The 12167-nt window shown below is 72.8% G+C and carries 9 protein-coding genes; 5 read left to right on the forward strand and 4 right to left on the reverse strand.

Annotated features, from left to right (window positions below):
- Positions 1-241: 241 nt before the first annotated feature.
- The 4 genes from AB0F04_RS07185 to mtnA all read right to left on the reverse strand — a co-directional run bounded on the left by AB0F04_RS07185 (position 242) and on the right by mtnA (position 6299).
- Positions 242-2071, reverse strand: a complete 1830-nt coding sequence (locus AB0F04_RS07185; RefSeq protein WP_362038620.1) for an LpqB family beta-propeller domain-containing protein — start codon at positions 2069-2071, stop codon at positions 242-244.
- The gene (gene mtrB / locus AB0F04_RS07190) at positions 2061-4247 is read right to left on the reverse strand and encodes an MtrAB system histidine kinase MtrB (protein ID WP_362038622.1); all 2187 of its coding nucleotides are present in this window, start codon (positions 4245-4247) and stop codon (positions 2061-2063) included. The genes AB0F04_RS07185 and mtrB overlap by 11 nt, the downstream gene beginning before the upstream one ends.
- 1 nt (position 4248) lies before the next feature.
- Positions 4249-4938, reverse strand: coding sequence for a two-component system response regulator MtrA (gene mtrA / locus AB0F04_RS07195; protein ID WP_009188938.1), 690 nt, complete (start codon positions 4936-4938; stop codon positions 4249-4251).
- 212 nt (positions 4939-5150) lie between these two features.
- Positions 5151-6299: an S-methyl-5-thioribose-1-phosphate isomerase gene (mtnA, locus tag AB0F04_RS07200; RefSeq protein WP_362038624.1), complete on the reverse strand. Its 1149-nt coding sequence runs from the start codon at positions 6297-6299 to the stop codon at positions 5151-5153.
- 140 nt (positions 6300-6439) lie between these two features.
- Between mtnA and AB0F04_RS07205 the strand changes: the two genes are divergently transcribed.
- From AB0F04_RS07205 to AB0F04_RS07225, 5 genes are all read left to right on the forward strand, one after another.
- Complete coding sequence (locus tag AB0F04_RS07205; RefSeq protein WP_362038626.1) at positions 6440-7783, forward strand: glycerophosphoryl diester phosphodiesterase membrane domain-containing protein; 1344 nt, start codon at positions 6440-6442, stop codon at positions 7781-7783.
- A 61-nt stretch (positions 7784-7844) separates the two neighbouring features.
- Entirely contained in the window at positions 7845-8555 is a 711-nt protein-coding gene (locus AB0F04_RS07210) for a DUF4129 domain-containing protein (RefSeq protein WP_362038709.1), read from the forward strand.
- Positions 8552-9748, forward strand: coding sequence for a DUF4350 domain-containing protein (locus AB0F04_RS07215; RefSeq protein WP_362038628.1), 1197 nt, complete (start codon positions 8552-8554; stop codon positions 9746-9748). The genes AB0F04_RS07210 and AB0F04_RS07215 overlap by 4 nt, the downstream gene beginning before the upstream one ends.
- On the forward strand, positions 9748-10737 hold the full coding sequence (locus AB0F04_RS07220; protein WP_362038630.1) for a MoxR family ATPase: 990 nt from the start codon (positions 9748-9750) through the stop codon (positions 10735-10737). The genes AB0F04_RS07215 and AB0F04_RS07220 overlap by 1 nt, the downstream gene beginning before the upstream one ends.
- The gene (locus AB0F04_RS07225) at positions 10737-12047 is read left to right on the forward strand and encodes a DUF58 domain-containing protein (protein WP_362038632.1); all 1311 of its coding nucleotides are present in this window, start codon (positions 10737-10739) and stop codon (positions 12045-12047) included. The genes AB0F04_RS07220 and AB0F04_RS07225 overlap by 1 nt, the downstream gene beginning before the upstream one ends.
- Positions 12048-12167: the final 120 nt, after the last annotated feature.

A 12167-nucleotide genomic window follows, 5' to 3' on the forward strand; every position in this document is an offset into this window, starting at 1 on the left:
GAGCGACGCCCTCAGGATCACGAACGAACTCCGGGACCCCTCGGCAATCACCGACCGGCCCCGGCCCGCGCGGCGCCATCGACGGGCCCGGAAGAGAACGACCCCGGGGAGAGCGACGGCCTCAGAAGCCACGAGCAGCCCCGGACACGCCGACGGCCGCCCCCGACGAGACCGACCTCGTCAGCAGCGGCCGCTCACCCGCGCACACCGGTCACACCGGGGCCGCCGCAGCGAGAACGCCTCACCCGGGATAGACCGGCGCCGTCCCTTCCGTCACCTTCTGCCACTGCTCACCCGAGGGCAGGCGGACGATGCCGTCCACCGAGTACGCCACCAGCGGCAGCTGGTCGTCCTCGGCGGCGGTGACCTCCTTGACCCCGGTCAGGGCCGCGGGCGCCGGCACGTCCGGCGTGGAGCCGTCGACCTGGACGTACCGCATCTGCTCCACCCCGCCGTGCTCGCGCCCGACCACCACGAGCCGGCTGTCCCCGGCCCACGACATGGTGGTGACCTCCTCCAGCTCAGGCGTAGCGGAGCGCAGTTCGGCCACGCTGACGACGGGCTTCGCGCCCGGCCTCTCGTCCCGCTCGATCAGTCCCACGAGCAGGGTCTTCTTGCCGCCCTTCTCCACGACCAGTGCGATCCGCACCCCGTCGGCGGCCACCTTCACGGACTGGATCCGTCCGCCCAGGTTCGGCATGCGCACCTCCACCGGGTCGCCCTTGCCCTCCTGGAAAAGGACCAGCCGGGGGCGGTCGGGGTGGCGGTCGGCCACCCACAGGCCGTCGTTCGCGTCCCAGCTGGGGGCCGTCAGCCGGTTCTTCTCGGCACCGCCCCGACTGCGCAGCACCGGCTCGCCCAGCGAACCGCCGGAGACCAGCGATCCCACGTACAGCGACTTGCCGTCGAGGCTGATCCCTGCCGCGGTGTGCTCGTCGCGCGAGACCGCCACCGACCGCAACGCCGTTTCGCCCTCGCCGAGCGCTCCGGGCGCCGGATCCGGCTTCGTGCCGCTGTTGCCGGCGGGGATCCGCACGAGCCGGTGCTCGCCGTCCACGAAGTACAGGTAGTCGGGGTGCCGCGCCGAGTTCCTGGTCGCGGTGGCGTCGGCCTCGCCCTGCGTGAGCGAGCACAGCTCCGACCCGCCGGCCCGCAGCCCCACCTCGTCCACGGCCGGGCTGAGATTGCGCAGCGTGAACAGGATCTGGGCGGCCATCTCCCGGCACCGGTTCACTCCGATGCCCACGACCTTGTCGTTGAGCGGGACCGTCAGTTTGTTCCGGTCGTCCGGCGTCAGGGAGTCGGTGTCCTTCGCCAGGGCCGTACCGGTCGGGAAGCTCGACCTGACCACCGGCCCGAGCCACCGTGTGGGCCCCTTGAGCAGGGAGCTCATCATCTGCGTCATGGGCTCCACACGACGGCGCACGTAGACCGGGTCGGCGACCACCGTGGGCTGTGCGTTCGACCCGGTCGCGGAGGTGTTCGAAGCGAAGTAGTACTTGCTGACGGACATGTAGTTGCGCTGGAAGTCCGACTCCCCCATGACGACGCCCTGCGGCAACGCGTCGATCCGCCACTGCCGCTTGGCGTCCTGCGTCAGGTGCACGCTCCGGCCGTACGCGCCGCTGGCCGGCGCGTACGCCTGCTGCGCGTCGACGGTGGCGACCTTGGTACCCGTCAGCATGTACGAGATCTCGCCGGTGGCCTCCCCGCCGCCCCCCGCCTCGGGCTTGGCGCCCGGCCCGTCGGTCAGCACCGTGGCGGACACCTCGGGCCGCCATGTCTTCGCGGCCTGGCCGGTCAGATACTGGCGGGCGGTCTTGTAATGCGGATCGTCGCTGGTGAGCGCCTCTAGGAAGCCCTGCACGATCTCCGAGGGCGGCGCGTCCTCCCCCGGCGGCACGGCGAACACCCGCACCTGCGTCTCCTGGCGCGGGGTGGACTCCACGTCCCGCAGATCCCCGCTGTCCGGCATCGAGGCACACCCCGCCAGCACCAGGACGCCACCGGCGGCGTACGCCATCACGCGCGCGGGCCTGCGCCGCCCGCGCCCCTCGCGGTCAGCGCCCACGAGATGCCTCCCCTTGCCTGTCCACGTCCCCCCGCTCGGCTTCCCGGCCACCAGGGCCCGCGGAGCCGTTGTCCTCGTCCCGCGGCCCGTTCGGCGCCGGACCGTGTCCCGTCCGTCCGTCGGCAGCCCCGTCGCGCCCGGTCGCCTCCCGGCCGCTCGGGCCCGCGCCGGCATCCGACTGCTCGGTCTGCGCCGCTTCGTCCTGCGGGCGCGTGCCCGAGGCGGGCCTGGGCACCACGCGCGAACCGTTACCGGGCAGCGCCGTCGGGTCCGCCGTCGGCGCGACACGCGGGGGTATCGGGTCCCGCTTCGCACCCTGCGGCACCGGTCCGCTCGCCGGCTGCGCCGGTACGGTCGCCCGCTTCTCCCCGTCGCCGCGCGGCAGTCCGGCGTCGTCGAGACCCCGGTTCCGCCGGGAGTCCTTGGGCTCCAGCGGTATCGGGGAGCCACGCAGCGGCTCGTCGGCCGTCCTGGGCAGCGTCAGCCGGAACTGCGAGCCGCCGCCCGGCTCGCCCCACGCCTGCAACCAGCCGCCGTGCAGCCGCGCGTCCTCCAGGGCGATGGACAGTCCCAGCCCCGTACCACCCGTGGTACGCGCGCGTGCCGGGTCGGCCCGCCAGAAGCGGCTGAACACCCGGGTCGCCTCGCCCGGCTTGAGCCCGACCCCGTAGTCCCGTACCGCCACGGCGACCGCACCGCCCGCCGCGGCGAGCCTGACGACGACGTCCTTGCCTTCGCCGTGCTCGACGGCGTTGACGACGAGGTTGCGCAGCACGCGCTCCACACGCCGGGCGTCGGCCTCGGCGACGACGGGCTGCTGGTCACCGCGGATCCGGATCCGGGTCCCCTTGCGCTCGGCGAGCGGCTCGGCCCCGCTGACCACCCGCCGCACGACGTCCCTGAGGTCTATCGGCTCCGCCTCCAGCGCCGCGGCGCCCGCGTCGAAGCGGCTGATCTCCAGCAGGTCCGCCAGCAGCGACTCGAACCGGTCCAGCTGGTCGGCGAGCAGCTCCGCCGACCGCGCGGTGATCGGGTCGAAGTCCTCCCGCGCCTCGTGGATCACGTCCGCGGCCATCCGTACGGTCGTCAGCGGCGTACGCAGCTCGTGCGACACGTCCGACACGAACCGGCGCTGCATCCGCGACAGGTCCTCCAACTGGCTGATCTTCAACTGGAGGTTCTGCGCCATCTTGTTGAAGGCCTCACCGAGCCGTGCGATGTCGTCCTCACCGGTGACCTTCATACGTTCCTGGAGCCGCCCGGCCGACAGCCGCTCCGCGATCCCGGCCGCCATCCGCACCGGCGTGACGACCTGCCGCACGACGAGCCACGCGATGGCCCCGAGCAGCACGACGACGAACAGTCCGGCCGTCGCCAGCGTGCCCTTGACCAGGCTCAGCGACTTCTCCTCCTGGGTGAGGGGGAAGAGGTAGTACAGCTGGTACGGGTCCCCGTTCGGGTCGTTGACCTGCTTGCCGACGACCAGACCCGGCTGGGAGTCCTTGGTGTCGTTGTTGTAGACGATGCGGGTGTAGCTCTGCGCGGCGGTCGTACTGCTGCCGATCTTCTCGCGCAGGTCGGCGGGCACACTCGTGCTCCAGTCCACCTCGCCGGAGGCTCGCTGTCCGCGGCCGCCCGCGCCGTCCGCGTCGGAGGCCGGGAGCGTGACCACGTCGAAGGCGCCCTGGCCGCCGCTGGACAGCGAGGAGACGAGGTCGCTCATCCACTCGGCGACGTTCTGCGCGGGCCGTCCGTCCGCCGTGGCGACATCGTCGCCCGTGCCGCTCGCCGCCTCGTCGGCCCGCTGCTTGGCCACCGCGAAGCCGCCCGTGGCCTGGCTCTGGGACGCCTTCACCTTGGCGTCCAGCAGACCGTTGCGCACCTGTCCGATGACGACGAAGCCCAGCAGCAGCACCACACCCAGCGACATCAGCAACGTCGTGACGACGACCTTGAGCTGGATGTTGCGACGCCACAGCCGCATGACGGGCAGCAGCGGCCGACGCACCCACCGCATGAACAGACGGATGACCGGGCTGCCCTGCATCCCGCCCTGGAGCAGCAACCCGCTCTCCAGGAACCGCCCCCAGCGGGAGCCGGACCTCTTCCGCCCGACAGGCCGCTCCGGGCGGGCCCCGGACCGGCCGGGCGCCGAAGCGGCACTGTCGCCGGACATGTCAGCTCGGCCCTGCCTTGTAGCCGACGCCACGGACGGTCACCACGATCTCCGGCTTCTCCGGATCCTTCTCGACCTTGGAGCGCAGCCGCTGCACGTGGACGTTGACCAGCCGCGTGTCCGCCGCGTGCCGGTAGCCCCACACCTGCTCCAGCAGCACCTCGCGCGTGAACACCTGCCACGGCTTGCGGGCGAGCGCGACGAGCAGGTCGAACTCCAGCGGTGTCAGCGCGATCGACTGCCCGTCCCGCTTCACGGAGTGCCCCGCCACGTCGATGACCAGGTCGCCGATGGCGAGCTGCTCCGGAGCGGGCTCCTCCGACCTCCTGAGCCGGGCCCGGATGCGGGCCACCAGCTCCTTCGGCTTGAACGGCTTCACGATGTAGTCGTCGGCACCCGACTCCAGGCCCACGACCACGTCGACGGTGTCGCTCTTGGCCGTCAGCATCACGATCGGCACACCCGACTCGGCCCTGATCAGACGGCACACCTCGATGCCGTCCCGGCCGGGCAGCATCAGATCGAGCAGCACCAGATCGGGCTTGGCCTCGCGGAACGCGGCCAGCGCCTTGTCACCGTCCGCCACGAACGACGGCTCGAAACCCTCACCACGCAGCACAATGCCGAGCATCTCGGCCAGTGCGGTGTCGTCGTCGACGACAAGGACTCGTCCCTTCATAAACGACATCATCCCATTCTCATAACAGTGGCGAAGGCAGTGGTGAGGTAGGTCACCGGCCAGTGACCATAGTCGCAGCAAGCGCTACTGTCTGCCCTCGCCCGCCCGCCGATGATCAGGCCCCGGACGCCACACGCCCCGTACCGGGCCCCGGACGGGGAGCGAGAAGGGTGCCGGAGCCCTTTCCGCCCCGCACACCCTCCGTGACCCCCGCACCGCCCGGCTCAGCCCGCCGCCACCCCGCGGGAGCGCGCACACACCTCGGCGAGTGCCTCGGCCGTCACAGGCGAAACGGCACCCTCCTCCGTGACGATCGCCGTCACCAGCTCGGGCGGGGTCACGTCGAACGCCGGGTTGTACGCCTGCGTCCCCAGCGGCGCCACCGGAATGCCCCCGCCCGCCTCCGCACCGACCACCGGCACCTGCGGCGCCGTCACCTCGGTCACCTCGTGCCCGGGACGCTGCTCCACCTCGACGGACGCCCCGTCCGCCGTGTCCAGGTCCACCGTCGTCACCGGCGCCACCACGATGAACGGCACATGGTGGTACTTCGCCAGCACCGCCAGCGGATAGCTCCCGACCTTGTTCGCCACCGAACCGTCCGCCGTGATGCGGTCCGCCCCGATCAGCACCGCGTCCACCTCCCCCGCGGCGAACAGCGACCCCGCCGCGTTGTCGGTGAGCAGCGTGTACGCCATCCCGCTGCGAGCCGCCTCGTACGCCGTCAGACGAGCGCCCTGCAGCAACGGCCGCGTCTCGTCCACCCACAGCCGCCGCAGCCGCCCCCTCCGGTGCGCCGCGAGCGCCACCGCGAACGCCGTCCCCTCGCCGCCCGACACCAGCGAACCGGTGTTGCAGTGGGTCAGGATCCGGTGCCCGCCACCGGGCAGCAGCTCGTCGAGCAGCGCCAGCCCGTGCTCGGCCATCCGGCCGCTCGCCTCGGCGTCCTCCCGGTGCAGCTGCCGCGCCGCGGCCAGCGCCGCCGCGGCCGCCTGCCGGACGTCACCGCCCTTCGCGAGCGCCGCCTCGTGCGCCGACTGGGCCCGGCGCACACCCACGGCCAGGTTCACCGCGGTCGGCCGGGCAGCAGCCAGCGCGGCCGCCGCCTCGGACACGTCGAAGCCCCGTACGGCGGCGAGCGCGACACCGTACGCCCCCGCGATGCCGAGCAGCGGCGCCCCGCGCACCGCCAGCGAGCGGATCGCCTCCACGAGCGCGGACGCATCCGTACAGACCAGTTCGACCTCCTCGGCCGGCAGCCTCGTCTGGTCCAGCAGGACCAGAACGGGGCCTTCCGGTGGCTCTTCCCAGCGGATCGCCGGGATCTCGGTCGGCCGCTTGTCATCGCCGCTGTGCGCGTACTGATCAGCCATGTCGTCAGTCTGCCCCCTATCGGGCGGACAATTGAAGGTACGCAGCCCATACCGCGGCCGGTCACTCCAAGACCACCCCATGGCACGATGGCAGCCAACCTGCCACCGCGACCGCGGACGGGCACCGTGAAGGAGCGACGATGAACGACACTCCGGGCTGGGCCTCGCCCGGATCCGCCCCGTCCGACGGCCAGAAGCCGGACCACTCCGGCCCTGCGGAGCCCACCGACCGCCCCGGCCCCGCCCAGCCGGCGGACCAGCCGGCCCAGGCCCCGCAGAGCCCGGGCCCGCAGTGGTCCGAGGAGCAGCCGCCACCGGCCCAGTGGTCCGCCCCCAGCGGCCCGACCGCCCCCGGCCAGGCTCCCCCTCCCCCGCCCCCCGGCCCGGGCTGGGGCAACCAGCCCCCCGGCGGATACGGCCCCGCAGGCAGCGGCGGACACGGCGCCCCCGGAGCTCACCGCGGCTGGGGAAGCGGCTGGGGCGGCCCGCCTCCCGCCGCCAAGCCCGGCGTCATCCCGCTCCGCCCGCTCGGCGTGGGCGAGATCCTCGACGGCGCGGTCTCCACCATGCGCACCTACTGGCGCACGGTCCTGGGCATCTCGCTCACCGTCGCCGTCCTCACCCAGGTCATCGTCGTCCTCTTCCAGGGCCTGGTCCTCGACGACACCAGCACCGACGCCCTCGACGACCCCAGCGCCAGCCTCAGCGAGCTGAGCCGCGCCATGGGCGACGCCCTGCTCAGCTCCACCGTCGTCTTCGTGATCTCCCTGGTGGGCACGGTCATCGCGACCGCCCTGCTCACCACCGTCACCAGCCGCGCCGTGCTCGGCAAGCCGGTGACCATCGGCGAGGCCTGGCGGGACGCCCGCCCTCAGGTCCTCAAACTGTTCGGTCTCATCTGCGTGTTGCTGCTCATCACCGTCGGGGTCGTGACCGTGGGAGCCCTGCCCGGCCTCCTCGTCACCGTCGCCGGGAGCACCGGCGCAGGCGTCGCCCTCATGGTCCTCGGCATCATCGGCGCCGGCATCGTCGCCCTGTGGCTGGCGATCCGCTTTTCCCTCGCCTCCCCGGCCCTCATGCTGGAGAAGCAGGGCATCAAGAAGGCCATGGGCCGCTCCGCGAAGCTCGTCCAGGGCACCTGGTGGCGCATCTTCGGCATCCAGCTGCTCGCCACGCTCATCGCCAACGTCGTCGCGTCGATCATCGTCATCCCCTTCACCCTCCTCGCCGCGGCCCTCAGCGGCGACGGCCTCACCGGCTGGCTCAACACCGGTGGCGGCAGCCTGGGCTGGACCTTCCTCATCATCAGTGGCATCGGTTCGGTGATCGGCTCCATGATCACGTTCCCGATCACAGCGGGCGTCACCGTGCTGCTCTACATCGACCAGCGCATCCGCCGCGAGGCCCTCGACCTCGAACTGGCCCGCGCCGCCGGTGTCCAGGGCTACGGCTCCACCGCCCCCGGCACCATCCCGGGGAGCTGATGCGGTGAGCCGGGCGGGGGAACTTCTCACCACGGCGCTGCCACGCGCCGGCCTACGGACGCTGCTGAGCGCCCACGACAGCACCCTGCTGTCATCGGCCCGCTCCGTGGACGAGCCACCCCTCACCACACCGCGCGACCCCGCGCGCGAGGCGGCCCGGCGCGAGCTGTCCAAGCGGATGTACCACGAGAACGACCCCAGCCTCTTCCAGCGCGCCCTCGACGCCTTCTGGGAGTGGCTCGGCAAACTCCTCACCGCCGCCTCGGACGCCACCCCCGGCGGCACACTCGGTCTGCTCGTCATCGCCGTGGCCGTCGTCGCGGTCCTGGCCGCCCTGTGGTGGCGCCTGGGCACCCCACGCCGCCAACCCACCTCGTCCGCGGCCCTGTTCGACGACCGTCCCCGCAGCGCCGCCGACCACCGTGCCGCCGCCGAGGCGCACGCCGCCCAGGGCCACTGGAGCCAGGCCGTCCAGGAACGCATGCGGGCCCTCGTCCGCGCCCTCGAGGAACGCGCTCTCCTCGACGTCCGCCCCGGCCGCACCGCCGACGAGGCAGCAGCCGAAGCCGGCCGCGCCCTGCCCGCCCACACCGACCGACTGCGCACCGCCGCCCGCGACTTCGACGACGTCACGTACGGCGGCCGCTCGGCGACCGAGCAGTCGTACCACCGCATCGCCGAACTCGACCGCGACCTGGAACGCAGCAAGCCCCAACTCGCGACGAGCAGCGCCGCCACGGCCCCCCACACCCACCCGGGAGCCGCCGGATGACCACCGGGGCCACCCTCACGTCCACCTCGGCCTCGCCCACCGCCCGCCAGGTGTGGACCCGCACGCGCGGCATCGCCCTCGCCCTCGTGGTGCTGCTCGCGGGAGCGATCACCATCGCCGTCATCCGCTCCGACGCCCGCCACGGCGAACTCGACCCGCGCTCCGCCGACCCCTACGGCAGCCGCGCCGTCGCCGAACTCCTCGCCGACCGGGGCGTGGACACCCGCGTGGTCACCACCCTCGACGAAGCAGCCGCCGCGACCGGCCCGGACACGACCCTTCTGGTCGCCGTCCCCGACCTGTTGACTCCTCGTCAACAGACGCGGCTGCACAACGCGTTCGCCGAATCCCACGGCCGCACGGTCCTGGTCGCCTCCGGCAGCGCCTCCATCGAACGGCTCGCCCCCGGCGTCACCGCCGACCCCGCCACCAGCCTCGACTCGACGCTCGCCCCCGACTGCGCCCTGCCCGCCGCCCGGCGCGCCGGCACCGCCGACACGGGCGGCGTCCGCTACTCCACCACGCACCTGGGCGCCGACGCCTGCTACCCCAGCGAACGCCTGGCCACCCTGCTGCGCATCCCGGACCGGCGCGGGGACGGCGACACCATCGCCCTCGGCGCGCCCGACATCCTCCTCAACGACCGCCTCGACGAGCACGGCAACGCCTCGCTCGCCCTGCAACTCCTCGGCTCGCGCCCCCATCTGGTCTGGTACCTCCCCTCGCTCTCCGACGCGTCGGCCACCGGCCCCGACGACGAACGCAGCTTCTTCGACCTACTCCCCTCGGGCTGGCTCTGGGGCACGCTGCAGCTCTTCATCGCCGCAGCCCTGGCCGCCCTCTGGCGGGCACGCCGACTCGGCCCCCTCGTGCCCGAGAAACTCCCCGTCGCGATCCGCGCCTCCGAAACCGCTGAAGGCCGCGCCCGCCTCTACCGCAAGACCGACGCCCGCGACCGCGCGGCCAACGCTCTGCGCTCCACCACCCGCATCCGCCTCGCCCCCCTCACCGGCGTCCCCGTCACCCAGGCGCACACGCCCGAGGCCCTGCTCCCCGCCCTGTCCGCCCACCTTCACGGCAACGGCCAGGACCTGCACGCCCTCCTCTTCGGACCACCGCCCCGCGACGACGCAGCGCTCATCGCACTCGCCGACCGACTCGACGCCCTCGAAAGAGAGGTACGCCGTCCATGATGGACCCGACCACTGACAACGCCAGGACCACCGGGGCCCCGGGCAGCGCCCGAGACGCCCTGGAGGCCCTGCGCGCCGAGATCGCCAAGGCCGTGGTCGGCCAGGACCCCGCCGTCACCGGCCTCGTCGTCGCCCTGCTCTGCCGCGGCCACGTCCTCCTCGAAGGCGTCCCCGGCGTCGCCAAGACCCTCCTGGTCCGCGCTCTCGCCTCCGCCCTCGAACTCGACACCAAGCGCGTCCAGTTCACCCCCGACCTGATGCCCAGCGACGTCACCGGCTCCCTGGTCTACGACACCCGCAGCGCCGAGTTCTCCTTCCAGCCCGGCCCGGTCTTCACCAACCTCCTCCTCGCCGACGAGATCAACCGCACGCCCCCCAAGACCCAGTCGTCCCTCCTGGAAGCCATGGAGGAACGCCAGGTCACCGTCGACGGCACCCCCCGCCCCCTCCCCGACCCGTTCCTCGTCGCCGCGACCCAGAACCCGGTGGAGTACGAGGGCACCTACCCCCTCCCGGAAGCCCAGCTGGACCGCTTCCTGCTCAAACTCACCATCCCCCTCCCCTCCCGCCAGGACGAGATCGACGTCCTCACCCGCCACGCCGAGGGCTTCAACCCCCGCGACCTCCGCGCCGCCGGCGTACGCCCCGTAGCGGGCCCCGCCGACCTGGAAGCGGCCCGCGCCGCGGTCGCCAAGACGACCGTCTCCCCCGAGATCACCGCCTACGTCGTCGACATCTGTCGCGCCACCCGCGAGTCGCCGTCCCTCACCCTCGGCGTCTCACCCCGGGGAGCCACGGCCCTCCTGGCCACTGCCCGCGCCTGGGCCTGGCTGACCGGCCGCGACTACGTCATCCCCGACGACGTCAAGGCACTCGCCCTTCCCACCCTCCGGCACCGCGTCCAACTGCGCCCGGAGGCCGAGATGGAAGGCGTGACGGCCGACTCCGTCATCAACGCGATCCTCGCCCACGTCCCCGTCCCCCGCTGATGGCACTCACCGGACGCGCCGCCCTCATCGCGGCCCTGGGCTCTCTCCCCGTCGGTATCTGGGAGCCCGGCTGGACGGGCATCCTGGCGGTCAACGCTCCCCTCGCCGTGGCCTGCGCCTGCGACTTCGCACTGGCCGCCCCGGTACGCCGACTGGGCCTGACCCGTTCCGGCGACACCTCCGTACGCCTCGGCGACACGGCGGACGTGACCCTCACCGTCACCAACCCGTCCCGCCGCCCTCTGCGAGCCCGGTTGCGCGACGCCTGGCCCCCCAGCAGCTGGCAGCCAGGCACGGAGACAACGGCCTCCCGCCACCGCCTCACGGTCCCCCCTGGTGAACGCCGCCGCGTGACCACCCGCCTGAGCCCCACCCGCCGAGGCGACCGCCAAGCCGACCGCGTCACCATCCGGTCCTACGGCCCCCTCGGTCTCTTCTCCCGCCAGGGCACCCACAAGGCCCCCTGGACGGTACGCGTCCTCCCCCCGTTCACCAGCCGCAAGCACCTGCCCTCCAAGCTGGCCCGCCTCCGCGAACTGGACGGCCGCACCAGCGTCCTCACCCGCGGCGAAGGCACGGAGTTCGACAGCCTGCGCGAGTACGTCCCGGGCGACGACACCCGTTCCATCGACTGGCGCGCCACAGCCCGCCAGACCACCGTCGCCGTGCGCACCTGGCGTCCCGAGCGCGACCGCCACATCCTGCTGGTCCTGGACACCGGCCGCACCTCGGCCGGCCGGGTGGGCGACGCACCGCGCCTCGACGCCTCGATGGACGCGGCCCTCCTCCTCGCAGCCCTCGCCTCCCGCGCCGGCGACCGGGTGGACCTCCTCGCCTACGACCGGAAAGTCCGCGCGCTCGTTCAGGGCCGCACTGCGGGTGATGTCCTCCCCGCTCTGGTCAACGCGATGGCAACACTCGAGCCGGAGCTCGTCGAAACGGATGCCCGGGGCCTGACGGCCACCGCCCTGCGCACGTCCCCCCGCCGCTCCCTGATCGTCCTGCTCACGACCTTGGACGCGGCCCCGATCGAAGAGGGCCTGCTCCCGGTTCTCTCGCAGCTCACGCAACGTCACACGGTCCTGCTGGCTTCGGTAGCGGACCCGCACATCAGAGAAATGGCCAAGGCCCGCGGACAGGTGGACGCCGTCTACGAGGCCGCGGCAGCCGCTCAGGCCCAGTCGGAACGCCACCGCACGGCAGAGCAGCTCCGCCGCCACGGCGTCACGGTCGTCGACGCCACCCCGGACGACCTGGCGCCGACGCTGGCGGACGCGTATTTGGCCTTGAAGGCAGCCGGACGCCTCTAACAATCAGCGAGCCCCCGGAAGGGGGTCCTGGAAACGCAGAAAACCCCCGCATCCGAAGATGCGGGGGTTTTCCCAAAAATTGTTCGGCGGCGTCCTACTCTCCCACAGGGTCCCCCCTGC

Origin of the sequence: Streptomyces sp. NPDC029041, assembly GCF_040637515.1 — a bacterium.
In the GTDB taxonomy this organism is placed as follows: Bacteria; Actinomycetota; Actinomycetes; order Streptomycetales; family Streptomycetaceae; genus Streptomyces.

Excerpts from the sequence above, each read along its gene's own strand:
- mtrB (WP_362038622.1), bottom strand. The coding sequence starts at position 4,247 with ATGTCCGGCGACAGTGCCGCTTCGGCGCCCGGCCGGTCCGGGGCCCGC.
- mtrA (WP_009188938.1), bottom strand. The coding sequence starts at position 4,938 with ATGATGTCGTTTATGAAGGGACGAGTCCTTGTCGTCGACGACGACACC.
- mtnA (WP_362038624.1), bottom strand. The coding sequence starts at position 6,299 with ATGGCTGATCAGTACGCGCACAGCGGCGATGACAAGCGGCCGACCGAG.
- AB0F04_RS07205 (WP_362038626.1), top strand. The coding sequence starts at position 6,440 with ATGAACGACACTCCGGGCTGGGCCTCGCCCGGATCCGCCCCGTCCGAC.
- AB0F04_RS07215 (WP_362038628.1), top strand. The coding sequence starts at position 8,552 with ATGACCACCGGGGCCACCCTCACGTCCACCTCGGCCTCGCCCACCGCC.
- AB0F04_RS07220 (WP_362038630.1), top strand. The coding sequence starts at position 9,748 with ATGGACCCGACCACTGACAACGCCAGGACCACCGGGGCCCCGGGCAGC.
- AB0F04_RS07225 (WP_362038632.1), top strand. The coding sequence starts at position 10,737 with ATGGCACTCACCGGACGCGCCGCCCTCATCGCGGCCCTGGGCTCTCTC.